At 50.6% G+C, this 26,288-nt stretch carries 19 protein-coding genes; 8 read left to right on the top strand and 11 right to left on the bottom strand.

Annotated elements, in window-relative coordinates:
• The first annotated feature begins 283 nt into the window (after positions 1–283).
• The 6 genes from AZF00_RS08135 to AZF00_RS08160 all read left to right on the top strand — a co-directional run bounded on the left by AZF00_RS08135 (position 284) and on the right by AZF00_RS08160 (position 9,161).
• Positions 284–2,017, top strand: coding sequence for an acyl-CoA carboxylase subunit beta (locus AZF00_RS08135; RefSeq protein ID WP_008247759.1), 1,734 nt, complete (start codon positions 284–286; stop codon positions 2,015–2,017).
• 103 nt (positions 2,018–2,120) lie between these two features.
• Positions 2,121–4,928: a biotin/lipoyl-containing protein gene (locus AZF00_RS08140; protein ID WP_040802696.1), complete on the top strand. Its 2,808-nt coding sequence runs from the start codon at positions 2,121–2,123 to the stop codon at positions 4,926–4,928.
• A 54-nt stretch (positions 4,929–4,982) separates the two neighbouring features.
• Positions 4,983–5,396, top strand: coding sequence for a methylmalonyl-CoA epimerase (gene mce / locus AZF00_RS08145; RefSeq protein ID WP_008247763.1), 414 nt, complete (start codon positions 4,983–4,985; stop codon positions 5,394–5,396).
• Between the two features lie 76 nt (positions 5,397–5,472).
• Entirely contained in the window at positions 5,473–7,632 is a 2,160-nt protein-coding gene (gene scpA, locus AZF00_RS08150) for a methylmalonyl-CoA mutase (protein WP_008247765.1), read from the top strand.
• 87 nt (positions 7,633–7,719) lie between these two features.
• On the top strand, positions 7,720–8,691 hold the full coding sequence (gene meaB / locus AZF00_RS08155; RefSeq protein ID WP_008247767.1) for a methylmalonyl Co-A mutase-associated GTPase MeaB: 972 nt from the start codon (positions 7,720–7,722) through the stop codon (positions 8,689–8,691).
• Between the two features lie 17 nt (positions 8,692–8,708).
• Entirely contained in the window at positions 8,709–9,161 is a 453-nt protein-coding gene (locus AZF00_RS08160) for a YiiD C-terminal domain-containing protein (RefSeq protein ID WP_008247769.1), read from the top strand.
• Between the two features lie 32 nt (positions 9,162–9,193).
• Here the strand turns inward: AZF00_RS08160 and AZF00_RS08165 are convergent, their stop codons facing one another.
• Positions 9,194–10,396, bottom strand: a complete 1,203-nt coding sequence (locus tag AZF00_RS08165) for a patatin-like phospholipase family protein (protein WP_008247771.1) — start codon at positions 10,394–10,396, stop codon at positions 9,194–9,196.
• Complete coding sequence (gene ppsR / locus AZF00_RS08170; protein ID WP_008247773.1) at positions 10,396–11,214, bottom strand: phosphoenolpyruvate synthetase regulatory kinase/phosphorylase PpsR; 819 nt, start codon at positions 11,212–11,214, stop codon at positions 10,396–10,398. Before ppsR ends, AZF00_RS08165 begins: the two co-directional genes overlap by 1 nt.
• Before the next feature lie 129 nt (positions 11,215–11,343).
• Here ppsR and ppsA point away from each other — a divergent pair, with 129 nt between their 5' ends.
• Positions 11,344–13,716 carry a phosphoenolpyruvate synthase gene (gene ppsA / locus AZF00_RS08175; protein ID WP_008247774.1) on the top strand — a complete coding sequence of 791 codons (2,373 nt, stop codon included), beginning with the start codon at positions 11,344–11,346 and terminating at the stop codon, positions 13,714–13,716.
• Positions 13,717–13,815: 99 nt separating this feature from the next.
• Here ppsA and AZF00_RS08180 read toward each other — a convergent pair whose 3' ends face one another.
• The 8 genes from AZF00_RS08180 to AZF00_RS08215 form a co-directional block, all read right to left on the bottom strand.
• Positions 13,816–14,724, bottom strand: a complete 909-nt coding sequence (locus AZF00_RS08180; RefSeq protein WP_008247776.1) for a DUF808 domain-containing protein — start codon at positions 14,722–14,724, stop codon at positions 13,816–13,818.
• Between the two features lie 215 nt (positions 14,725–14,939).
• The gene (locus tag AZF00_RS08185; protein WP_008247777.1) at positions 14,940–15,659 is read right to left on the bottom strand and encodes a hypothetical protein; all 720 of its coding nucleotides are present in this window, start codon (positions 15,657–15,659) and stop codon (positions 14,940–14,942) included.
• Positions 15,659–16,771 carry an AAA family ATPase gene (locus tag AZF00_RS08190; RefSeq protein ID WP_008247779.1) on the bottom strand — a complete coding sequence of 371 codons (1,113 nt, stop codon included), beginning with the start codon at positions 16,769–16,771 and terminating at the stop codon, positions 15,659–15,661. Before AZF00_RS08190 ends, AZF00_RS08185 begins: the two co-directional genes overlap by 1 nt.
• Before the next feature lie 318 nt (positions 16,772–17,089).
• Positions 17,090–18,634, bottom strand: coding sequence for a purple acid phosphatase family protein (locus tag AZF00_RS08195; protein ID WP_008247780.1), 1,545 nt, complete (start codon positions 18,632–18,634; stop codon positions 17,090–17,092).
• A 91-nt stretch (positions 18,635–18,725) separates the two neighbouring features.
• The gene (locus AZF00_RS08200) at positions 18,726–19,544 is read right to left on the bottom strand and encodes an SDR family NAD(P)-dependent oxidoreductase (protein ID WP_008247782.1); all 819 of its coding nucleotides are present in this window, start codon (positions 19,542–19,544) and stop codon (positions 18,726–18,728) included.
• Positions 19,545–19,615: 71 nt separating this feature from the next.
• Complete coding sequence (locus AZF00_RS08205; RefSeq protein ID WP_008247783.1) at positions 19,616–20,557, bottom strand: alpha/beta fold hydrolase; 942 nt, start codon at positions 20,555–20,557, stop codon at positions 19,616–19,618.
• Complete coding sequence (locus AZF00_RS08210; protein WP_008247785.1) at positions 20,554–21,420, bottom strand: SDR family NAD(P)-dependent oxidoreductase; 867 nt, start codon at positions 21,418–21,420, stop codon at positions 20,554–20,556. The genes AZF00_RS08205 and AZF00_RS08210 overlap by 4 nt, the downstream gene beginning before the upstream one ends.
• A gap of 10 nt (positions 21,421–21,430) precedes the next feature.
• A complete protein-coding gene (locus AZF00_RS08215; RefSeq protein WP_008247787.1) occupies positions 21,431–22,894 on the bottom strand; it encodes a flavin-containing monooxygenase in 1,464 nt (487 codons plus the stop codon).
• Positions 22,895–22,984: 90 nt separating this feature from the next.
• Between AZF00_RS08215 and AZF00_RS08220 the strand changes: the two genes are divergently transcribed.
• Positions 22,985–23,653, top strand: a complete 669-nt coding sequence (locus tag AZF00_RS08220; RefSeq protein ID WP_008247788.1) for a TetR/AcrR family transcriptional regulator — start codon at positions 22,985–22,987, stop codon at positions 23,651–23,653.
• Between the two features lie 70 nt (positions 23,654–23,723).
• Here the strand turns inward: AZF00_RS08220 and AZF00_RS08225 are convergent, their stop codons facing one another.
• Positions 23,724–26,273 carry a TonB-dependent receptor gene (locus AZF00_RS08225; protein WP_008247790.1) on the bottom strand — a complete coding sequence of 850 codons (2,550 nt, stop codon included), beginning with the start codon at positions 26,271–26,273 and terminating at the stop codon, positions 23,724–23,726.
• Positions 26,274–26,288: the final 15 nt, after the last annotated feature.

Genomic DNA, 26,288 nt, shown 5'->3' on the forward strand with positions numbered 1-26,288 from the left:
GTGCTATGAGCCTGAAAAATCTAGTGTTTTATCAAAGACTCGGGGCGCGCGGCAGGCCTGTCCAGATTGACAGAGGGGCCTGTTCCCAGTACTGTTAGCCGCCGCTTTGAGAAACACCAAGCCGTCGATGCACCACACAGAACGGTTAGTTCTCATTATATCCGCACCTTAAATATGCCTGCAGGCGCAAATCCCCGGTTTCTGAACCCCAGAAACGAAAAAAGGGAACACGCATGCGGCATGTTCGCGGGTTACCATTTAAATGTAGCTGGAACTGACAGGCATGACAAAAATAGCAAAACTCACTCCCTCATTAGAAAACCCCTTTGAGCAGAAATCTGAGCTTGAATTCACTGTTCCCGGTCAAATCGACTACGACCCCGGTCTATACGAAGCCGCGCTAAAGGCGGGTTACGACCTGCAGCAGCGCCCCCGTAAAATGGCGGGTGTTAAAGGCTTCCAAAAGCAGCATGAAAAGAAGCGGATGTCGATCTGGGAACGAATTGATGTCTTAGCCGATGCCGGTACCGAACCTAAGATTCTTTACCAAAACTGGGGCAAAAACCTCGATGGCGCGTCTCTAGTGACTGCTGTGCTGAAAGTGAATGGCCGCGACGTGGCTATTTACGGGCATGACTTCACTGTGCGCGCGGGCTCTATGGATGCGACCAATGGCACCAAATTGGCCAATTTATTCCGCCTAGCAGGTAAATTAGGCATTCCGCTGGTTGGCATGAACGACTCCGCAGGTGCTTATATTCCGGCTGGTGTCGGTGGTCTAGACGGTTACGCTGAAGCCTTTACTGCGCTGCGCAAGATCAATGGTGTTGTACCCTCGATCATGTGTATGTTCGGTTATAACGCGGGTGGCGGTTCTTATTTGCCCCGTCAGGGCTCCTTTGTTATTCAGCCTAATGACACTTTCTTTGGTTTAACTGGTCCGGGCGTTGTTAAATCGGTCTTGGGTGAAGATGTTACTGCTGATGAACTGGGCGGACCAAGCGTTCACTCTAAATCTGGCGTAACCGACTTTGTTGTGCCGGACGAAGTTGCCGCACTGCGCAAAGTAAAAGAATTGCTAAATTACCTGCCGAGCAATAGTAGCGAAGCACCGGCCTTTCAGCCGACGTCTGATCCGATTACCCGCAAGACATGGGATATCGACCTGCTGTTAAAGAAAGCATTCAATAGCCCCACCGGTTTTAACACACCGTTTGATATCAGTATTATCATTCAGCAGATGTGTGACCACGGCGATTTCTTTGAAATCCAGCCGGAGCGGGCGCGCAACACCGTCTGCGCGTTGGGTCGCATGGGTGGCAATGTGGTTGGCTTTGTTGCCAATAACTCAGCAGTGGCCTCCGGTCAGATTGATATCGACGCGGCATACAAAAACGCGCGCTTTATCCGCTTCTGCAATGTATACAATATCCCAGTGATCTTCATGGAAGACACCACCGGCTTCCTGCCTGGTAAAGAGCAAGAGGCGGGCGGTATTGTGCAAGCAGGCCGCGCCATGCTCGACGCGATTATTGATTTGCGCACTCCGCGCTTTTTGATGATTGTGCGCAACGCCTTCGGCGGTGCCTACGCTGCCTTTAACAACTACCCAACAGGTGCCGACTTTGTCTGCGCACTGCCGACCACCCGCTTAGCGGTAATGGGACCAGCCGGTGTTGAGTACGTTTACAAAGATGAAGTTCGCAAAATTCGCGGTTCGCTTAAAGCTAAGATCGCCGAGGCGACAGCCCAGAATGTTAAAGCTGGAATGTCTGAGGCTGAAGCGGCAAGCGCGGCGAAAGAAGCGGTTGGCGCCTGGCAGAAGCAGGAGGAGCTGCTACTGACCCAGCGTTATGAACGCGAGCTGATGAATCCAAATGAAGCACTAAGCCTGGGATCCATATCCCAGATCGTCATGCCCTCAGACCTGCGCAAGGTACTGGGTGAGCAACTGGAACTGCACCTCAAGGCCTACAAACCTGAGCCAATGGGTGGTGTGCAGCGGGAGTTCCATTAATCCCCCGTTGCGTGCAACGGTTTCTTAATCCATTGAATTAGACGATTCGCTAACGAGGTTATTCAACGTGCAAGCAAGTAACAATTATTATTTGAACAATCCCATGGTCCATAAAGACCGGAAACTGGCCAAGTCAAAATCAGAATGGGTGAGAGCATTCGCCTGTAACGATATGAAACCATTGATTATTTGCCGTGGCCCAATCCGCAAGGAAGCCATGGATGTATTCGATGAAATGGGCATCACTCACTACGGTATTTTGCTCTCTGAAAAAGATTCCATTACCTATACCAATGCCTTAGCCCCGGAGCTGCGCACCTTAACAGACCCAGATCGGGTTCACCGTGTGCCAGATTACAGCGGCGCCACTAAAGAAGAACGTCAAAAGCGTATTCAGCAGATTATCCGCATTGCCTACGACAATGGCTATAACTCGATTTTTGCGGGTTATGGTTTTATGTCAGAAGACGCTGAAATGGTCGAGTCCATGGAGAAGGCGGGGCTGAACTTTATTGGACCTTGCTCCTTCACCCAGAAATCTGCCGGTATGAAGGACCAGGCCAAGCGCACCGCGCTGGAAACCGGTGTATCGGTGACTCCTGGCGTGAATAACGCCACTAGCTTGGCCTTGTTCGCTAAGTACGGCAAAGATGGCTTAGAAAAGTGTGCTAAAGACCACAAGCTTGACGTTGACTTTAGTGCGTGTAAAGACGTGGAAGAGCAGGCTTTGGCATTGTTGGCGGCCTCATACGAAGCCAATATCGATATCATCAATGCCGCTGATATCGGTGCCGCCCTGCAAGTTGAAGCCAAGCGCATGCTGATGGAAAAGCCCAATAATCGCTTCCGCTTAAAAGCGATTGCCGGTGGTGGTGGTAAAGGTCAGCGCATTTTGCAATCGGCAAACTCCTATGAAGGTGCAAGCCTAGAAGAGAAAGTCGAAAAAGCGGCTGCCAATGTGCCTTCATTGGTGTTGGAGTGCTTGGTCGAATTAAAAACCAATGGCGTTGGCGACAACAAAAACGTCTTGATTGAAATGAACATCGACACCACCCGTCACCAGGAAATTCAGGTGGTGGGCAATGGCGAGTGGTGCATGACCATGGGCGGTCGCGACTGTTCATTGCAGATGCACGAGCAGAAATTGCTGGAAGTGTCGGTAACCGAAGAAGAGCTTGAGGCTGCGATTGACGTTGCCACAGCTGCAGGCAAGACCGCAGAAGCCGAGCAGCTCAAGAAAGACCTGGTTATTCTTCAGCATATGGAGCGGGAAGGGGCAATATTCGGTGAGGCCGTTAAGCTCGATTCTCTCGGTACCTTTGAGTGTATCGTTGATGGCGAAGCCCATTACTTCATGGAAATGAATACCCGTATTCAGGTTGAGCACCGCGTAACCGAGCTGTGCTACAAATTGAAATTCACCAACCCAGACGACTCCGGCGATTATTTCATTGCCGAAAGCTTGGTTGAAGTGATGGTTTTACTGGCGCGCCACGGCAAAAAGCTGCCTAAGCCTACCCGTATTCTGCGCGAGAAAACCTCGGTTGAAGCGCGCATGAACGCGACCAACCAGGCGCTTCAGCCCCACGCTGGTGGTGTGATTGAAAATTGGTCCAATGCGATTCCGGGTGAAATTCGCGACGATCAGGGCATTTCAACGCACAACCCAGACACTGATGTCTTTATGAAATACCACTTAGCCGGTGCGTACGACTCTAACATCGCCTTGTTGCTGACCACCGGTGAAACCCGCCTGAGCAGTTACCAGCGCCTGGCCGAAATTCTGCGTCGCACCGAGTTGCGCGGCAAGGATTTGTCTACCAATTTGGAGTTTCATTACGGTTTGGTTCACTGGTTTATCGGTAACGGCATTAACGCTCGCCCGTCGACCAACTTCATCGTCCCCTATCTGACTGCGGTGGGCCTATTGAAGGAACAGGCCAATCAGATCGATTTAGATGTGGCCTTTAACGAAATTCGCCAGAAGTATGTCGCGGCGGCAGGCGATAATGCCAAGGCGTGGGCAGAAGCCCTCGATGCCAAAAAGCTGCTGTTAATTCGCCCCTTAGAGCGGCTGTTCGCTGAGCCTCACTATATGTCTGGCTGGCTGAGCATGAACAAAGACAGTCTGCATATCGATGATGGCGAAATTAAGTGGCAGACTAACCCTATTGAAATGCTGGACAAGCTTTACCACTATCTCAATATGGATTTTGAAAAGGGCAAGCCCGCTCGTTATATGATCTGGGATCACGATCACGATATCCTCACGGCAGCGGTAAGCTTCTATAAATCATTGAACGAGAAAGTCGACGCAGCTGATTTCCCAGCCTTGCAAGCGCTGCTGGCAAGCGACAAAGCGCCAAAAGGCTTTAGTAGTGACGAATGGGCTGCCGTGCGCAGCGCTCACGCGGGCTATTACGCCGGCACCGAAGTCTTGGCAGTGCTGATGTATATCGCCACTGAAACCGGCTTCTGTGAACTGAGCGTTAATCCTGATTTGAGTATTACCATTCCAGAGCGCCTCACAAACAAAGACTTGCAAAAGCAGATGGCTAAAGTATTAGTGCCACCACCTGCCGCGAAGTCAGACGAGGTATTGGCAGCCAGTGGCGGTATGTACTATCCCCGCGAAGCGCCAGGCATGGATGTATTCGTGAGCGAGGGTGATCATTTTAATACTGGCGATACGCTGTATATTGTTGAAGTCATGAAAATGTTCAACAAGGTCATTGCGCCATTCTCCGGCACCATTGCCAAGGTCTTGGTTGAGGGCGATGGGGTGATCATTAAGAAAGGCCAGCCTTTGTTTAAAATCATACCTGACGAGATGATTGTTATTGAAACCCCTGAGGAAGTCGCCGAAATGCGTCGCGTGAAAACCATCGAGTTTCTCGCCACATTGAAGTGATTGTCTGCGCTGGCAGCACCGCTGCCAGCGCTATTTAAGCTAAGGAGAATTTCAATGATTACTGGTCTTGATCATATTGCTGTTGCCGTACCCGATTTAGAAAAAGCTATTGCCCGATTTATGGCGGATTTTGGCCTGCACTACGATGGCAGTGAAGAAGTGGAGAGCGCCAAAACCGCAACCGCTTTCTTTCCGCTGAAATCAACCAGTATCGAGCTAGTAAGCCCGCTGCGCGGCGAAGGCCCGATAGCCAAATATCTGGAAAAGAAGCCTGGCGGCCTGCATCACCTGTGTTTCAGCACCGACGATATTGTGGCTGACGTGGCACGGCTCAAAGCCCTAGGCTATCAATTCTTGGCTGATGCGCCATCACCGGGCGCCCACGGTTGCCAAGTTATCTTTATTCATCCTAAGTCCTGTGACGGCGTGCTCATCGAGCTCAGCCAGCCCGGCGACGACCACCACTAATTATTAGCCCGATTTGTAGCCGCGCATTGAATATGCAAAAAGCGGCGCAAACTCACTGACAATGACAGGTAAACCCATGGCAGATTACAAAGCTCCCGAGACATCCGTAGACGAGTGGAAAGCACTGGCCAATAAAGCCCTTGCGAAAAGCAATCAAACCCTCGACGACTTGGTTTGGCACACCCCTGAAGGAATAGATGTTAAACCCTTATACACTCAGGAAGATGTTAAAGATCTGCCCTATACCAATACCTTACCTGGCATAGAGCCTTTTATTCGTGGCCCCCAGCCCACCATGTACGCTGGTCGCCCCTGGACAATTCGTCAGTACGCGGGTTTCTCTACCGCTGAAGAATCCAACGCCTTTTACCGTAAAGCGCTAGCCGCTGGTGGCCAAGGTGTGTCAGTTGCCTTCGACTTGGCAACTCACCGTGGTTACGACTCTGATCATCCCCGTGTTACTGGTGACGTCGGTAAAGCTGGTGTTGCTATCGACTCTGTTGAAGACATGAAGGTCTTGTTTAACGAGATTCCCTTAGACAAAGTCTCGGTTTCCATGACCATGAACGGTGCAGTACTGCCCGTACTGGCCGGCTATATCGTTGCCGCAGAAGAGCAGGGCGTTCCTCAGGACAAATTGTCTGGCACCATCCAGAACGATATCCTCAAAGAATTCATGGTGCGTAATACCTATATTTACCCGCCAGCCCCTTCCATGAAGATCATCGGCGACATCATTGCTTATGCGTCGAGCAATATGCCTAAATTCAATACCATCTCCATTTCTGGATACCATATTCAGGAAGCGGGTGCGGATGCCGCACTTGAGCTGGCTTACACCTTGGCTGATGGTAAGGAATACATTCGCACCGCGATTGCTGCGGGCTTGGATATCGATAAGTTCGCGGGCCGTCTGTCCTTCTTCTGGGGCATTGGTATGAATTTCTATATGGAAATCGCCAAAATGCGCGCCGCACGTTTGCTGTGGGCCAAAATTGTTTCTGAGTTTGAGCCTAAGGATCAGCGTTCCAAAATGCTGCGTACCCACAGCCAGACTTCAGGCTGGTCGCTGACTGAGCAAGACCCTTACAACAATATTGTGCGTACCACCATCGAGGCCATGGCCGCGGTATTTGGCGGCACTCAGTCTTTGCACACCAACGCACTGGATGAAGCGATTGCCCTGCCAACACAGTTCTCTTCACGTATCGCCCGTAACACCCAGCTGATTATTCAGGAAGAAACAGGCATCACCAATGTGGTCGATCCCTGGGGCGGTTCGTACATGATGGAATCACTGACCAAGGACATCGCAGACCGCGCTTGGGAATTGATTCAAGAAGTCGAAGAGAAGGGCGGCATGGCTAAAGCCATTGAAACCGGCCTGCCAAAACTGCGTATTGAAGAATCTGCAGCGCGCAAGCAAGCCCGTATCGACCGCGGCGAAGACGTGATCGTTGGCGTAAACAAATACACCCTAGCCGAAGAAGACGATGTAGATGTACTCGACATCGACAACAACGCCGTGCGTGAATCTCAGGTTGCGGCGCTGGCGAAAATTCGCGCATCACGGGACGAAGCCACTGTTGAAGATGCACTGGAAGCGATTTACCAGTGCGCCTGTGGCGGCGAAGGTAACTTGCTGGATCTGGCCGTAAAAGCGACGCGCCTGCGGGCAACAGTTGGGGAGATCTCTTTCGCTATGGAACGTGAATTTGGCCGCTTTAACGCTCAGTCACAAACGGTATCTGGCGTTTACGGTAGCGCTTACCAAGATGACGAAAACTGGCAGGGCATTAGTAAAGACATCGAAGACTTCGCTGAAAAGCACGGCCGTCGTCCCCGTATGCTGGTCTGCAAAATGGGCCAAGACGGTCACGACCGCGGCGCCAAAGTAATCGCAACCGCCTTTGCCGATGTTGGTTTTGATATCGACTTGTCGCCCATGTTCTCAACCCCTGAAGAAGTCGCCAAACAAGCCGTTGAGAACGACGTGCACGTTGTGGGTGTATCTTCACAGGCTGCTGGTCACAAGACGCTTATCCCGGAACTGATTTCAGAACTGAAGAAAGCCGGTGCCGACGACATCATCGTCATCGCGGGTGGTGTTATTCCACGCCAAGATTACGACTTTCTCAATGCGGCGGGTGTTAAAGGCATCTTCGGCCCCGGTACCAAAATCCCCCTCGCTGCACGCGGCGTGTTGGATGCAATTAATGAGGCGTATAAAGGCTAGCAAGGGGAGACGCTCTACGGGAGACGGTAAACGCCAACAGATAGTGGCTTTTGCGTCTTCCGTCTCCCGTTAAGCGTAACGCATATTATGGCTATAGACATTGAAGCACTCCAAGCCGGCAATTCCCGCGCCTTGGCCAAGGCCATTACCTTGGTCGAGAGTAAGCGGGTAGAACACCGCATTGAGGCGCAGTTGCTCCTAGAGCAAGTGCTGCCCAGCACCGGCAACAGTATTCGCATTGGTATTACCGGCATTCCCGGTGTCGGTAAATCGACATTTATTGAGGCCTTTGGCCTCTACCTTTTAAGCCAGGGGAAGCGGGTTGCTGTATTGGCCGTTGACCCCAGTTCCCCAATTGCAGGCGGTTCCATATTGGGTGATAAAACCCGTATGGAAATGCTGTCGCGCAGTAAAGACGCTTTTATTAGGCCGTCTCCCTCCGAGGGTTCACTTGGCGGTGTCGCCCAAAAAACCCGTGAAACCATGTTGCTCTGCGAAGCGGCGGGTTACGACGTAATTTTGGTGGAGACTGTTGGGGTAGGGCAATCTGAGTACGAAGTCGCCAGCATGGTCGATTTCTTTATGGTGCTAATGCTGCCCAATGCGGGTGATGAATTGCAGGGCATTAAAAAGGGCATTATCGAATTGGCTGACGCCTTGGTGATTAACAAGGCCGACGGCGAGAGTATTAATCTTGCTCAGCAAACTCGGCGCCACTATGAAAATGCTCTGCATTTGCTGCGGCACAATACCTTTTGGACGCCGCAAGTAATGAGCTGCTCGGCGATCAAGAACGAAAATATCGAAGCCATTTGGGGCATGATTAGCGGCTTTAAAATAGATGCCACCAAAAATGGTTCGCTGCAGGACAAACGCTCACGTCAGGCCCGCGAGTGGATGAACAAGCTACTCCACGAAATGTTAGAAATGAAGCTAAAGCAAAACCCAGAAGTCCGGGAGTTACTGCCGCAGCTAAACGATAAGGTCACCAACGGTGAAACCACGCCGTATCTTGCGGCAAGCAAACTAATAGACTTGCTGTTTCAGTCAGGCAAGTAAGCTCAGGTAGTTAAATCATGAACGGTAAGGCCCTCGACGACTTTATTGGCTTGTATTTGCCGACAGCCCAACATATGCAGCTCAGTGTAAAAAGCTACGACGGTAAACGTCTGCAATTGCACGCGCCACTGGGGCCAAGTATTAACGACAAGCTTACGGCCTTTGGCGGCAGCATATACTGCGTGGCGGTTATGGCATGTTGGGGCATGACTTATTTGCGCTGTGTTGATTACGGTCTTGATCCCGATATTGTGGTGGCCGAGGCGAGTATTGAGTATTTAAAGCCCATTCCAGAAGATCTTGTGGCAGAGTCGCTGGTCACTGCTGAAAGTGATTGGCAGCGCTTTTTTCAGCATTTTGAAGAGCGAGGGCGCGCTAAAATCAATCTGTGCTCAGAGATTAAAGTGAATGGTGAAGTCGCCGTTCGTTTTAAGGGGCTTTATGCCATTGTCGGTGTAAAAGGAGCCTAAGCGCGCTTAGGCTTTGCGCTGCTGGGGCTTGCTTAATGGCTGCTGTGTTCGTCTAGTTCTGGGCGGTAAAGAAAGTCGCTCAACTCCTGGCGCTGCTCCATGCCATCGCGGTAGCCGAGGTCAATCAACTTGCCGCAATACTCCGGCGTGAATAGTAGATAGCTGGAAATACTGACACCGCCGCCGCCATTACTGCCGGAGCCACTCAAAAACATCCGCAGGCTGCGCGGTAGTTCTTTTACGTGCTCATCGGCGATTCGATCAATGTCTTCACTGGGGCTAATGACCAAACAATCTATGGGCAATAGCTCCTTGCCCATCATACTGAGGTTTTCTTCTGGCACCAGGCGAATTAGCTCATTGATTCTTTCTAGGCGTTCAATGTCGGTTTCAATGCTATCGATAAACGCGCTGTTCAGCAGATGCCCAATGATTTGACCAAAGCCGGGAGATTGGATGGTTTTGGGCAGCTTGGGGTATTGGCGTTTGTGGCCGTTAGCAGGAATAACCAATACCCGATTGGCGCCTAAATGGATCACCGGGCTGATGGGGGTTAACTGGCGTAGTGCACCGTCGCCATAGAAAAATCGGCCAATTTTGGCGGGTGGGAATATGGTCGGAATCGCTGTAGAGGCCATTAAGTGTTGCAGCTGAATCGGGGTTGCCACGCCTTGGCGGCGCCAGCGTTGCCAGCCCGCGTATTGTGGGCCTCCCTGAAAAAATGTCTCTGAGACCCCTTCAGTGTAATTCATTGCGGTAAGACAGAAGGCCTCTAAATCACGATTGAGGATATTGCGACTGATATTTTCGAATCGCACGTGCTCACTCAGCAATTTGCGTAGTGGGCTATTATCTAGCAGCGCAACGGGCTTAACGACGGTTTGGCTTGGATTAAACAGTGAGTGCGCGAGTCTTAGGGCATTGCGCATCACGCCAAATAAATCGGCGCGGTAAATCTTATCTGTCGACAATTCCCGCCACAGTAACTCCAACTGTTGAATGGTGCCGGTAAAGTGGTGGGCACCCGCCGCCAGCGAGGCCGCGTTAATTCCACCCGCAGACGTGCCAGCCAGAATTGGGAAGGGGTTGCCGGGCCTTTTGCCATGGATTTCGGCAAGCGCTTTTAATACGCCGACCTGGTAGGCCGCGCGTGCACCGCCGCCGGGTAAAACCATTGCGGTATTGGCGCGATACATTGGCTCATTAGCTGTATTGTGCTGGTCTGAGATAGTCACTAGCGTTTGTGCCCCCGCAAACCTGTATCAAGAAGTACCCGCGTGGCGATTTCTTCTACCGAGGCGTGGGTAATATCCAAATAAGGGATACCGAAGCGGATAAACATGGCCTCTGCTTGGCGCAATTCATCTTCACACTGGCGCAGGGACGCATAGCGACTATTTGGGCGGCGCTCACTGCGGATGGCCGCCAAGCGTCCGGCATCAATGGTCAAACCAAAAAGTCGGTTGCGGTGTTCTAGCAAGGGTTTGGGTAAACGGTCGTTTTCCATGTCTTCTTCGGTAATAGGGTAGTTGGCGACAAACACACCTGATTGCATCGCAAGATACAGGCAAGTGGGCGTTTTGCCACTGCGAGAAACACCTATCAGAATAACTTCAGCTTGGTCATAGCGGTTTAAGCGGGCACCGTCGTCGTTATCTAGGGCGTAGTTAACCGCATCGATGCGCAGCTTGTATTCAGCGTCGCGTACTGCACTTTTTGCTCGGCCTACCGTGCGGGAAGGCGCTTCCCCCAAGGCGATCTCCAGCTGACTAACAAAGGTGCCCAGCACATCGATAATAAAGCCCTGACTGGTGGCAATGACAGCTCGCAGGTGCTCGTCCACCAAGGTGTCAATAACAATGGGCTGATTGCCCATTTCCGCCGCTGCGCGGTTGATTTTTTCAACCGCCGAGTGCGCTTTGGCCATGGTATCCACGTAGGGAATAACAATATGTTCGAATTTTTGGTTCTCAAATTGGGAGAGAATACTGCTCCCTAAGGTCTCTGCTGTAATTCCGGTACTGTCTGATATAAATATGGCCGCGCGAGTCATGTAGTTTTTTTACCTGATGCTCTGTGTTTTTCGACGGGAATTTCCAAGTTACATCACTTAGTATAGTCCCTGCTTAGTTTATGCACTCTTTTAACCGCGTCGCGGTCTTGTAATACGGGAGATAATAACGTGTCTGAATACGTAATCTGGTTCAACGATCTAGGAATGAACGATGTTGACCGCGTTGGCGGTAAAAACGCATCCCTAGGCGAAATGATCAGCCAGTTGTCACAGGCCGGTGTTTCGGTTCCCGGTGGCTTTGCTACGACCGCCGACGCGTTTCGCGACTTTCTTCAGCAAAGCGGCTTAAATGATCGCATTATCGCCGAGTTAAAAGACCTCGACATCGACGACGTCAAACGTCTTGCCGTGGTCGGTAAAAACATTCGCCAGTGGATTGTTGAAACACCTTTCCCACAGGCGCTTAATACTGCCGTGGTTGAGGCCTATGAGCAACTGGTAGATGGCAATCAGTCTATGTCTTTCGCGGTGCGTTCATCGGCAACCGCCGAAGATTTGCCAGACGCGTCCTTCGCCGGCCAGCAGGAAACCTTCCTGAATATTCGCGGCCTCGACAATATTATGATCGCGATCAAGGAAGTGTTTGCCTCCTTGTACAACGATCGGGCCATTGCCTACCGAGTTCACCAAGGCTTTGAACACGCCGACGTCGCTTTGTCGGCGGGGATTCAGCGCATGGTGCGTTCTGAAACAGGCGCTGCGGGTGTTATGTTCTCGATGGATACAGAGTCGGGCTTTGACGGTGTGGTATTTATCACCGCTTCTTACGGCTTGGGCGAGACGGTAGTGCAGGGCGCAGTGAATCCTGATGAATTCTACGTTCATAAAGCGACCTTAGCGAAAGACCGTCCCGCAGTGCTGCGCCGTAACCTCGGCAGCAAAATGCTTAAAATGGTTTATGGCAGCGATGCCAGTGCGGGGCGCTCGGTCGATACCGTCGACGTCAGCGAAGGCGAGCGCAATCAGTTCTGTATTAACGACGAAGAAGTGCTGGGCTTGGCTAAACAAGCCATGATTATTGAACGGCACTACGGTCGTCCCATGGACATTGAATGGGCGAAAGACGGCGACGACGGCAAGCTCTACATCGTTCAGGCTCGGCCTGAAACCGTTAAGAGCCGCGAGTCTACGACCTTAATGGAGCGCTACCTGCTTAAAGAAAAGGGCGCAGTACTGTGCGAGGGCCGCTCAATTGGTCAACGTATTGGCGCCGGTCCGGTGCGGATCATCAATAACATTAGCGAAATGGATCAGGTTCAGCAGGGCGATGTGCTAGTAACTGACATGACCGACCCCGATTGGGAACCGGTTATGAAGCGCGCCTCAGCGATTGTTACCAACCGCGGCGGCCGCACCTGTCACGCCGCGATTATTGCCCGTGAAATGGGTATTCCTGCGGTGGTGGGCTGTGGTGATGCGACTGAGCTTCTGCCTGACGGCAAAGCTGTGACGGTATCTTGCGCCGAAGGCGATACCGGTATGGTTTACGAAGGTATTCTCGATTTTGACATCAATCGCAATAAGCTCGATGCCATGCCTGAGCTGCCGTTTAAAGTGATGATGAACGTCGGTAACCCCGATCGCGCCTTTGACTTCCAAGGCTACCCCAATGCCGGTGTTGGTTTGGCGCGTTTGGAATTTATCATTAACCGCATGATTGGCGTGCACCCCAAGGCGCTAATCAATTTCGATGATATTCCCCGGGACGTGCAAACCGCCATTAAGCGTCGTATTGCTGGCTACGAAAGCCCAACCGAGTTCTACGTAGAAAAACTGGTGGAAGGTATCTCTACTATCGCTAGCGCCTTCTATCCCAAGCGCGTCATTGTGCGGATGTCCGACTTTAAATCCAATGAATACGCTCACTTGATTGGCGGCAGCTTGTACGAGCCATCGGAAGAAAACCCCATGCTGGGTTTCCGTGGCGCCTCACGTTACATTTCAGACTCCTTCCGGGAATGTTTTGAAATGGAATGCCGGGCCCTGAAAAAAGTCCGTAACGACATGGATCTCACCAACGTCGAGATCATGGTGCCCTTCGTACGCACCGTGGGTGAAGCTAAGCAAGTTATCGAACTGCTTGAAGCCAATGGTCTTAAACGCGGCGAAAACGGCTTAAAAGTTGTCATGATGTGCGAGCTGCCCGCCAACGCTTTACTGGCTGAGCAATTCCTTGAGTACTTCGACGGCTTCTCAATTGGCTCCAACGATTTAACCCAGCTCACGCTTGGCTTAGATCGTGATTCTGGCCTGATCGCGCATTTATTCGACGAGCGCAACGACGCGGTAAAAGCTCTGCTTAAAATGGCGATAGACGCCTGTAAAAAACACGGCAAATACATTGGTATTTGTGGTCAAGGTCCGTCGGATCACCCGGACTTTGCCCAGTGGCTAATGGAGCAGGGCATTGATAGCGTTTCTTTGAACCCCGATTCGGTATTGGATACCTGGTTATTCTTGTCAGAGAAGCTTAAAGCCTAAACAAAGGCTTTGTTCTCTCATGTTAAGGGCCGCAAATGCGGCCTTTTTTTGTTTTTAAAATAGATGTGCTTGGCTGAATCTCGTTTTAAACCAGTGGAATTATTCTGGCTGATGGCGGTGAAAATGTGAAACCAAGACCACAACAACAGCCCCTGCAGCGATACCAATAAGGCCGTTGAACAGGTTTTGAACAATGCCGTTTGCAAAACTATTGCTAAAAATGTGTAAGTGACCCAGCGTGAATTCGAGCTTGGCATAGTGATCAAAGCCGTGGCTTAGAATGCCGCCACCGACTAGGAACATCGCTAAGGTGCCAACCACGGTTAAGGTTTTCATTAATGCCGGTGCAAACCACAGCAAGAAATTACCGGCTGCTGTAGCCAAGCTACTTTTTGCCTTAAGTAACACCAAGCCAAGGTCATCAATTTTAACAATTAACGCAACCAAGCCGTAAACGCCAATGGTAATGCCAATGGCGACTACGGCTAATACCATAGCTTGCTTGGCAAAGGCTTCTTCCTGCACGGTACTCAAGGCGATTACGATGATTTCAAGACTCAGAATGAAATCGGTTTGAATTGCGCCTTTGACGCGTTTCTTTTCTAACTCTAGTAAGTCGGCATTGCTATTGTGTAAGAGCGCACGGCTTTGGGAATGATCTTTAACACCGCGATGAGTAATGCTGTGCCAAACCTTTTCGGCACCCTCAAAGCACAAATAGATGCCACCTATCATTAATACCGGGGTAATCAACCACGGCATGAACATACTGGCTAATAATACGACGGGGACAATAATAATTTTATTAAGTAGTGAGCCTTTCGCAACCGCCCACACCACGGGCAACTCGCGCTCTGCGCGAACATTACCCACTTGTTCGGCGTTTACCGCTAAATCGTCGCCCAAAACCCCCGCTGTTTTCTTAACGGCAATTTTCGACATGCTTGCGATGTCGTCTAATAAAGTCGCAATATCGTCAAATAGGGCTAAAAGTGAGCCTGCTGCCATTGAAAAATACTCGTAGTTAAAAACTGGATGAATACAAATCTAGTTGAGCATACTACATAATTAGGACTAGGAATTGCTCAAGCCCTTAAGTATGGGAAGGGGAGTATTGAATTGAAAAGTTTAACAGTCAAAGGCTTTTGTGTCGTCATAAATACAGTGTAGAGGAAGCTGATTAGGCGCTTAGGGTGACTCGTAAAGTGTGTGAATTGAAGGTTTTACTCCAAAATACTTAACCCAAAGTAATCTACCAGGAAAATGGGAAAGGCACTGAGCACCGCAACCTGATCAACAGGTAAATAGCGATCAATTTGAGCTTGGGCTATTAGTTGCTGATTATCAATCGGCTGTAGGCTAACCTCTTCATTGATTAGCATGTTGGCTTTCTTTAAATTGGCTTCAATAAGTAGTTGCCAGGCCAGCTTATTAATTCGCTTTGCGTCCTGAAAAATTTGGTGACCACGGTTGGCAGAAAGCCGCTTGTATATTCGTCCTTTGCATTCTCCGAGGTTAACTGTAAGGGCCAAGTATTTGGCTGGGTCATTAATATCCCGTATGGCTTCAATCATGGGGTAACTTATGAACAGTTTGCCGTTGTCGGTCTCGTTGTCAAAGCGGGCTAGCATATCCAGTAGCTTAGCGCCGTTAAACTTATTGTCCTGTGGCTCGAAGTCAAAGAAAAGGTAAATCTGGCCGATTTGATCACGTCGAAGACCCTCCAGTATTACCCCTTGATTAGGGTTGGGATTTAACTCCTTAACAAGCTGGAAAAGATCTAAGTCTTCATCGCCGTCAATTTGCGCGTATAAGTCATAAATATCATTCCGAAAACTGGCTAATAGTCGACTCTCCTCGCCGTTAAAAAAGGCTTTTTCTAGACTTTGAAAATAAAGTTTTTCGGTTTTCTCGCCTTCGAATATAAATAGTGTCCGTTCCATTAACTCGACAATCCTTTATAAATTTTCTCTAGATTGTGAGCTTTACGCAGCTCCTTACTTGTTAATGCAGTAATCGGGGAAATGATTTTGTCTAGTACAAAGTAGCAGTCAGGCCGCAGCAAATCATTGCTCATAATGCCAGTATTATGGGTAGTCATAATAGTTTGGCAACTTGTACTGGTAACTCGTTCGACAATTTTTGCGGCTAACGCATGATGGTAAAAAGCATCGAACTCGTCAATATAGGCGAAGGTGATTTCCTTTTTTGAAAGGCGTAACCACCAGAAGTAAAAAATTCCAAGTGACAACGTGCCTGTAGATGCCGCCAAGCCAAACTCAAGTGAGGTTTTGCCATAATTGAAATAAATGCTTTCTTCTCCGTTATTGTTGGTCTTGACTATAAGGGAGCACTTTACGCCAGCGTTATTAAGAAATTGTTCAAAGTCATTAACGGAGTTGTCATCAATAATGCTTTGTGATAAGCGTTTCACGCCAATATTCTTGCCGACGTAATCGCCCGTCTTGGTAGAGTCTAGCGAACGGAAAAATGCCATGCCCTCAATAAAGCTAAGCAACTTTGAAAATAGCTGGTTAGTAGGGGTTTCATCTAAAATGGTGTTGCTGCGCACGTATTTGAGCAATGATATTTTAGATGTGCCAACATCGCTTTTTAGATGTTCTGCGCCTTGCAAGTGAATACTAGCCTGGTTTGATTCACGGCGGTCTACATGAAGTATCCGCTCTTCGTTGATGAACAGGCTTTCGTATACCATAGCTTCACGTGACTTTTTCCCATAGTTATATCGAATATTCGCCCCATCAATACGATACTCAAATGCGAACTCTGCAATCGTCACGTTCATCCCGCCATTCAGATAGTTGATGTCGAGCGACTTGAGATAGTTAGGTGAATCTGTCAAATGGAGCAAAGGGTCTACCATCGCGAGTCCTAAATTAGACTTACCACCACCATTAGGGCCGTAGATCATAGCGTGCTGTATGATCCCGTTGTTCACTGCATTAGTATTGAATTCGTATTGCTGGCTAGATAGGTCAAAGACTAGCCAGTCGGTGAAGTTCCGAAAATTTTTAACGGAAAATTTACTTAGCATCTGACTTTCCCCAGTGATCGACGATACTAGCATAGCAGCTTTATTGGTTGCCGTAAAAAAACTACGGTTGAGGAGGTGAGTGGAATTTCGCCGATTCCCTGTTGCTCACGATGGATTGAATTAGACGTCAAAACGATATTGCGTATGTGCAATAAGTGCAGCCAGTGGGAAATAGCTCGTGACAAGGGGATATTCTGCCAGGTTGTCTCCAAGTGTTGTCAAAAGGCTAAATTCGATTATTGTGTGCGGCCTAAAGCCCCGGTATATTTCGATATAGGTTTAGAGTTCTTTGGGTGCACTCGTTAAGCCCTCTAAACATTAACCACAATGCAACAAAGCGCGGCGGTTGCGGTCCCGTGTGTGGGCAGCAATGGCCTCAAAATTATGCATTAAGGCCTCGGGGCCTCGCGCAGGCATTGCGCATTGGCTGCAGGCGAGTATTGATTTAGCATTGATTTCTACGCTGTCGAGTACCTCGAAATTGCCTTCGCTGTATTCGCGGCCCACGTCCGACATGTCTAGTGGCGGTGCGCCAATATAGTCTATTTTGATTTTTCCTTTACTGACTTTGTAACGCGCAAAGCCAATGCCAACAAAGGTGCTCTCCGACCATATTTGCGGACCGTCATCATCGAATAAACGTATCGATGCGCCGCCAGTGCCGACCATCATTTGCACATAGCCCAGAGGATTGGGAAGGCCCAAAAACATGGGGGCTGAGCGCTGATACACGTGGTCATGACCAACAATGACAATGTCGACGCCGTAGCGCATAAATATATTTTCTTCTAAGGCCACCAAGCTGAAATTCGCAGGGCTGCGATCAAGCTGGTCTGTCCAAATGGTGAAGTGTTGCATCACTATGATGAAATCTATTTCACCGCGCAGACGCCGCAACGCGGCACTGGCAAGGTCAGCTTCTATATTTAATAACTCTTCTGGTAGGGTGCCGTCGCCGATCAGGGCGCCAGCGGTAGTTACTAAAAAGTGCACGCGATTGAAATCAAAGGAGTAAAAGGTACTACCCGGATCGCTAGGCCCAAACGACGAAGTTAATGGCTTGGGCGGGTGGGTGAAGCGATTTTTAAAGGTGTCGCCACCAAAGTCTTTTTGTTCGTGATTACCTGGTGCAGCCATGGTAATCCGGCGTGCCAGCAGTGGCTGCATTTGTTCAAACCACAGGTCCCATATTGGCTGGTCGCCATTGGCATAAGACAGGTCTCCGGCCAACATGAGTAAATCAGCGGGGGTACGCATAACTTCAGCGGTGACTAACTGGGCCAGTTCGCCAGTGCCGTGATCGCCAAAATGAATAAAGCTCCATTCGTCGCGGGGACTTGGCATAAGCACATACACTGCCGACCAGCCACCATCGTCGGAGCCAACCCGATAGCGCAGGGGGCGGTCTGGATCTATGCCTTCAGCACTCGCGCGATGGGTAAAACTTTCGGTGCCGGTGGTTTGCGATGTGCTGGCCTCAACGCTAAATTCAAAGGCCTCGTCCTGAATGGCGAACTCGTCTAGGCCTAGCACAAATGAGGAATATTCTAAGTACGACACCGGTGCGTCTTCACCATCGGTAAACCAGGTGACGGTTCTTGACGTATGACTGTCGCCAACCAAGCTAGCATGTAGACCACGGGGCATCATCGGGCCAGGTACTTCGGTGTCAGGTATGGGTTCTGGCTCGGGGCTTGGTGTAGGCATTAGTTCTGCTTGGTCGACATTGCTGTCAGCGCGCCGACTGCTACCGCTATTGCACGCGGTTAACGCCACGCCCGCAAGACTTCCCGTCACGAAGCGGCGGCGCGTTAAGGGGCGCAATGGAAATTGACGGGATTTTGGATCGCGAGGTGATGACATAACAGACTCCGGAAATGATGCTCGCAGAGTCTAAGGATGGGCTGTGAAGAAATGATGACATCGATAAAATAACCCGACGTGGGTTTATCGCTTAGCGGGCGGCAATCCCGCGGAGTCGCATCATCATTTTTACAATATAAACCGAGGCAGTGGGTAGCAGTCTTGCGAGTATGTCTTGGGCGCGACCATCACTGATAAATATTCGGCCGACATTTTTCTGCACACCGCGCAGAATAATATTGGCGGCGTCGGCGGGCTGGGTTCCGCGCTGTAGGTCTTCGTGAAATTGTTGGGTGCCACTATTGTGATGGTCGGCATTGAGGGTGATGTTGGTTGCGACGGCGCCGGGGTGCACGGTGTGGACCGTCACATTGCGAATGCCGCGTATGTGGTGCTCTGCACGTAGGCTGTCGGTGAAACCGCGAACTGCAAATTTTGTGGTGCAGTAGGGTACAAGATAGGGTAGTGCAAGGATTCCCTGAGAGCTTGAGAGATTAACAATCGCCGCCTCTGGTCGCTTAAGCAGGTGGGGGTAGCAGCGCTGGGTGGTGTGAATGACACCCCAATAATTGATGTTGGTGATTTTCTCAAAGTCTTGCTCGCTCGCTTCGCCAAAGCTGAGATCACCAAGGGCAATGCCGGCATTATTAATTAACAGGTCGATACAGGAAAAGCGGGCGAGTACATTGTCAATGAACTGGGAGATAGCCTGTTTGTCGGCCATGTCCACCATTTCGCAGTAGTAGTTGGCGCCAAGTTCTGCCAATTTTGTTGCTGTGGTATCGAGCTTTGCAATATCGCAAAAGGCGATTTTAGCGCCTTGCCGCGCAAGTGCCATGACCAGGTGATGACCAATCCCGTCGCCACCACCGCCAGTGACGATGGCGACCTTGCCCTTAAATGTTTTCATGCCTGAACCTATATCCTCACTCTTATTTTCGCTGGCTTACTGCGCCTGTACGGAGTTTGGGTATTGCTGGCTTAGGGATGCTTGGCAAGAAATGCCAGAACATCTTCTGCGCTCTGGCTCGGGGCTTCTAGCATTGGCATGTGGCCAAGCTTTGGGTAGGTGATGAGTTCGGCATTGGCTATGCCGCTCTGCCACACCGGTGCTGAGCTGATGTGCAACAGACGATCACGCTCGCCCCACAGTATCAGCACGGGTACGTGGATTTCCGCCAGGCGGGTGTCCAGATAGTCGCTGTTGTGGAAGTCTTGGAAGATGCGGATGAGAGACTCCCGGCGAACAATATAGTCGTCTGCCATATAGTCTAAGATCATCTTTGGTAAGTATGGGGGCTGGGCCATGGTCATGGCGTAGAATTCGATAAATTCATCGCGATTGTGAATTTCAAAAGGGTTGCGACCCGATGCGAGCATTTTTGCCATGTCGCTTTCTTGGGGGGCAACAACGCCAGCGGCATCAATTAATACGGCGCTTTGCACGCGGTCAGCGTGGTGCAGGGCTAATTGCGCGGCGATAAAACCACCCATTGAATTGCCAATAATATGGGCGCGTTCAATATTAAGTGTGTCCATTGCTTCTACGACACGCCGCGCCTGACTCACTGTGTCGTATTTTAACGCGGGATCAAAGGCGGTTTCGCCGTGGCCAGGTAAATCTAGAATTAAAACCCGGTAACTGTCGGTGAAGTGGCTGGCAAAGCGCATCCACACGGTTTTCTCGGAGCTATAGCCGTGAATCATGACCACGGTTTCTTTGGCTTCTTGCGGGCCTCCTTGCCAAGTCATCATGCGACTGTCGCTGATGTCGACCTCGGCGCGATGAAGGCCGTAAATTCTGGTTTCAATGCTACTGGCTAAGTGCAGCACGTCGCCGCCTATGCGTGGGTAAGTGACACTGGCCCAAATCCCGAGGCTGGCCGTGACTGCGAGTACGGCAAATAAAATGGACTTCTTCATCCTGCATTCCTTTCTTTAATCGATGTGGAAATAGTGTGTTTGGCGGAGGGTGTTAGCGGGTAGTCACTGCGGTCGATGACGTCACGCATGTCGCGCCATATAAGTTTGTTTAGTAGGCGCAGGGGCGCGAAATTTGATCCTAGTCGCGTCTTAAAAGAATCTCTGCCGTAAACAATTTTAGGGCTGCCTTTGCGAATGCCGCGAATGACATAGCGTGCAATCGCCTCGGGCGGCGTAGATAGATATTTGTTTGAAAACGCTTGGTGCTGGGGCACGTTGGCAATATTGGTGGCAATGCCGCCGGGATGCACAAGGTGTACGCTGATGGGGCTGTCGTGTAGCTCGACCATAAGCGCTTGGGTGAAGCCGCGCACCGCAAACTTGGCGGCGCTATAGTCGCAGTGATTGGGCGGGCCGATCAAGCCAAAGATGCTGGAGACATTGACCACTGCGCCTTCACCATTTTCAATTAACTGGGGTAAAAACACTTGGGTACCGTGCACGACGCCGTAAAAGTTAATCCCCATAACCCGCTCAATGGCCGAGAGCGGTGTCGCCCATACCGGCTTGCCTGCGCCAGACACCCCCGCATTATTAATAATGACATGGGCGTTACCAAGCGCAGTTTTTACGTCGGCGGCGAAGCCCTCCATCGCGCCGCGATCGGCAACGTCGAAGATCGCGCTAAACAGCTCGACTTGGCTTTGCTTGCGCACGAGGTCGATGGTTTCAGCGAGGCCTTTGCTGTCGTAGTCGTTGAGGGCGAGGCGCGCGCCGAGCTTGGCAAATTCTAGCGCATAGGCTCGGCCCATGCCTGAGCCCGCGCCGGTAATAACAATGAGTTTGTTATTAAAGTCTTTCATCTTATCGGCCTCAGCTGAACTGGTGGTGTTTTGATTTAAAGCGGCTGGCTAAGCGGCGAAAGGTGAAGCTAAAGCCGGGGAACATGGCGACGATGTGACCGCTTTTACTTTGATACCAACTGGTGCACCCACCGGACTTCCACACGGTTTTTTCCATTTCGGAATGCACCATTTGGGTGTATTCATCTTCGGCGTGCGCGCGCACTTCTATGGCTTGTTTGCCAGATTGGTCGAGACGGCGAATGCTGTCGGTGATGTATTTAATTTGCGACTCAATCACGAAAATTGCCGAGGTATGGCCGATGCCGGTGTTGGGGCCGGTGACCACAAACAAATTGGGGAAGCCCGGTATCGTCGTGCCTAGGTAGGCGCGGGGATATTCTGCCCAGAAACTCGAGAGGTGCTTTTGGTCTTTGCCAATGACGGGGTAGGAGATCAGGCCATCGGTGGCATCGTAGCCGGTAGACCAAACAATAAGGTCGACATCTATTTGCTGGCCTTTTGTGGTGAGTATGCCGCTTTCGGTAATTGCGCTAATGCCATCGTGCTTGTCGTGAACACTTACATTGCTGCGCGAGAGTGCAGGGTACAAGGTGCTCGATAGAATGACCCGCTTACAGCCAATGGTGAAATCCGGTGTGAGCTTTTTGCGTAGCGCTGGATCGGGCACCTGTTCTTTAAGCAGCTTTAAGGCCACGCGGCCAGCGAGCAGATTTAACAAAGTCTTTGAGTACTTAAAGCCGAGCACGCGGGTCTCAAGTCCCCAGTAAATCGACCAGCGTAGCGCTTTGTAAAAGGGCTTAAAGCCAAGGAGCTTGCGCTGTAACGGGGAGAATTTGCGATCGGCGCGGGGCAGAACCCAGTGGGGGCTGCGCTGGAAAACATGCAGCTTATCAACCTCGCTGGCAATGGCAGGAATGACTTGGGCCGCGCTGGCGCCGCTGCCAATAATCGCCACACGTTTACCGGTGTAATTATAGTTGTGATCCCAGCTATTGGTGTGGAAGCTTTTACCCTTAAACGTATCGCGGCCCGGGAATTGGGGAATAACCGGTGTACTCAGCGGGCCTGAGGCGTTAATTAATATCTGCGCCTCAAAGCTGCCAGCCGCGTCGGTTTCTATTAACCAATGTTTGGCCGCGTCATTCCAAACCACTTGTTTTACATTGGCATTAAGCGTGGTCTTGTCGCGCAGCCCGTGTTTGTCTATTACCGCATTGGTGTAGCGCTGCAGTTCATCTTGTTCGGCAAACATCTGCGACCAAGAGTAGGGCTCTGACGAGATTGAATACAGGGGCGACTGTACATCTACCGCTGCGCCGGGGTAGCTGTTTTGACACCAGGTACCACCCATATAGTCGCGGCGCTCAAGAATACGGATGTCGGTGACACCCTGCTCCTGCAAGCGGATAGCTGCGCATTGGCCACCAAAGCCGCTGCCAATGATGACTACCCGATAGCGCTGAGTTGGCATGGCTGAATCCTCTCCTTGAGGGCTAGTATTTTTATCTGATGACAGTTGACGTCACTTTACTTCTGATGGCGCTTGTCGTCAAATACTGGCATGGAAAATACACGACAAACTGCAACTCAGAATAAGCAATCTGGGCGAATCTATGGCGGCGAAAGTGCTGAGGAGCGCCTTGCGCGTCAGCGCCGTCAATTTTTGGACGCGGGCTTGGAGCTCTTCGGTACTGTTGGCTACCGCGCAACTACCGTGCGAATGCTATGTAAACAGGCGGGCTTAACTGACCGCTATTTTTATAAAACCTTTACCGACACCGAAGACCTGTTGGCGGCGGTGTATACCGAGTCGCTAGATCAGATTCAAACTGAGGTCATCGCTGCAATTAACGCCGCAAGGAATAAGCAGCCCGCGAGCGGCGTGGTAGACGCCGGCCTTGAGGCATTTTTTACTGCCTTTGAAAATGCGCGCGTTGCACGGGTTTGCTGGTTGGAAGTACTTGGCGTTAGCCCTCGTATCGATGCGCTGTATACCAAGCGAATTGAGCAGTTTGCTGATTTGCTGCTGGACCTCGGTAAGTCGATGTTAGCGGATTGGCGGTTGCCAGAAGAGGAGACGCGTATTACTGGTCTCGCGCTGATTGGCGCTATTAGTCAGTCGGCATTGCATTGGTTATTGGAAGATTATCACTCCTCCCGCTCTAGCTTGATAAGTGCTAATAGCCGATTGATCCATGGGCTGATTAATATCTTACCGAAGGGTAGCTAAGCGTTTATTGCGGAATATTAAAAAAGCCGGTTTTAAGTGTTTAAGCTCAAAACCGGCAAGCACCTGATCTTTACCAGCGGTATGAGGCTTGCAGCGCAAATGTCCGTGGGGGATTGGTGAAACCGTGATGGGTGGTTGTGCCCGCGATGACTTTTTTGGCGACAGGCGTGTCGATTGCGTAAAGAATGATGAGCTCATCCGTCAGGTTTTTACCCAGCAGCGCCACTTCCCACACACCGTCATTAGACGATACTGAAATACGCCCGTTGAATTGAACAAAAGCGTCTTGTTTTACCCGGTCATCCAAGTTTGGCGAAGGGTGATACTCGTCGCTGAAAATAGCATCTAGGTTGGCGCGCAGTATCAGTGATTTACCTAAATCGCGCTCGTAACCCAGCAATACGTTGCCGGAGTAATCCGCGGCATACTGGTTGGTTTTACCGCTGTAGTCGCAGTTGATGCCGTTGGCGTTGTCGGGAATTTGATCTTGAATACAGGTGCCTAATTTATGATCCTGAAACTCAAAATCTAAAAACGCGAGCCCTGCGCCTAAAATGATGTGTTCACTTAAGGCGATCCGGCCATCAAACTCGACACCCTGGGTGACAGCGCCCGCTGCATTACCTACGTTGAAGCCGAGGGTTCCGTCAAATACGCTCACCTGTAAATTGTCGAATTGGGTGTAAAAGAGTGCTGAGTTCAATTCCGCAACACCGTCGAATAAGCTGGTTTTTAAACCAAATTCGTAGGAAGTTGCGCGCTCTTCTTCAAATTCAAAACTACCGATTAACACCCTCGGATTAGGGATGGTCGCCGTTGGATTCGTCGCGGTGGGCTCAGCGCTGGGCGAGGAGTTTGACCTGGCATCGTAGCCCCCCGATTTAAAACCGCGTCGCGCAGAAAAATAAGCCATGGCGGCGTCGTTGATATCCCATTGTAAATTGAGCAATGGCGCAAACTGTGACTCGGTGCGTTTACCCGCGAGATCGTGCCGCTCTGCGGCAAAAGTGACTGCCGCCGCTGTGTCGGTTTCACCAATGGGCAGCACCGAACCGTCGGGCAAGCCGAATTCAAGTCTGCGACTGCCGCTCTTTTTCTCAAAGGTATAGCGACCACCCAAGGTTAAGCGCCAGCTGTCACTCATGATCCAGGTACCTTGGACAAAGGTGGAGGCAATGATTGAATCGCTTTTGAAATCCCGTGGCGAGCGGATATCGATCAAGGAGTTACCTGCGTCGCCGATGCCGAGTAATTCAAACCCCGTGTTGCCATTGGCGCCCGGGTCGATGTCACCGCGACCGCCAGCCTCTAAAATATCGGCGGCGTTTATCAACTGCGGGATGAGGGTTGAGGGGAGCACAATGGAGTCGAAGAAATAGACATCGTTATATTGAAAATAGGCGCCAGCAATCAGATCGAAATTTTCGCCAGGGGCTGAAATCCACCGAAATTCCTGGCTAAATTGCTCGTACTCTTCTTCCATAACCACTTGAAACAGCGGCGCGCCGGTAAAATCGCAGTCGCATTCCTCGTCGTATTGGTAAGCCATATACGAGGTGATCGAGGTAAAGGTATCGCCGTCGGCATACTTGTTCAGATTCAATGTGATGTTTTGAGTATCGTTATTACTGAAGTCGCCATTGGAGTGGCGTTTGCGATCCGCTTTAACATCAAGTACCGAATCGTCGGCCTGCATATTCAGAATCGAGCCGTTATCTTGCAGCTGTATTAAATTGCGAATACCGGCGGGCAGGGAGCCGAGCAAACCGCCAACCGCTCCTAAATCTGGGAATACGGTGTCGTTTAAAATCTCGCCGTAAGTGCGGCCCGTGAATAAGAATATGTCGGAGTCGGATGGGTAGTCGCTAATGATTTCTGACTGGCGGCCGATAACATCAAAACTACCAAGCTCAAATTTCAGCATGGCATCGGCGTCATTGCCAATATCCCAGCCCAGCTTTAGGCGATAGGTCGCTTCGTCGCGCTGCGCCTCGTCGCGATTAAGTATTTGGTTTTTTACGAAGCCATCGGTGTGGCGCTGACGCATTGAAAAACGTGCATTGAGATTGTCGTTTACGGGGCCAGAGGCGACAAAGTCGATAACCTGCTCGTTTAGTTCCGGCTCAAAAGTACCTTGCACGTAAAATTCAGTTTCATCGCTTGGCGACGCGGTACTGATGTTAATGGCGCCAGCAATACTGTTTTTACCGAGCAAAATATTTTGCGGTCCGCGCAGTACTTCAACCCGCTCTAAATCCAGAAAGGGGGCCCGGGCAAGTTGCGCGCGGCCATAATAGATGCCGTCTACATACATGCCAACGGATTGTTCAAAGCCTTGGTTTTCTCCAGAGCCGATGCCGCGAATATAAATATCGGTGCCGATGCTCGATTCGGTCATGGTGAAGTTAGGCACATAGGCCTGTAGATCTTCAATTTTAGACAAGCCAGCTTCCATCATTTTAGCGCCGCTAATTGCACTGACAGATACGGGCACATCTTGCAGGCTTTGCTCGCGGAGCTGGGCCGTAACCACTACTTCTTCGAGCTGAGCGGCTGCGCTGCTTGCGCTGTGCATTGCTGCAGCAGATATCGCAATTATACCAATTTTGTTTTTTATCATTTTAGTACACCTCGG

Origin of the sequence: Zhongshania aliphaticivorans, from assembly GCF_001586255.1 — a bacterium.
GTDB classification, from domain to species: Bacteria; Pseudomonadota; Gammaproteobacteria; order Pseudomonadales; family Spongiibacteraceae; genus Spongiibacter; species Spongiibacter aliphaticivorans.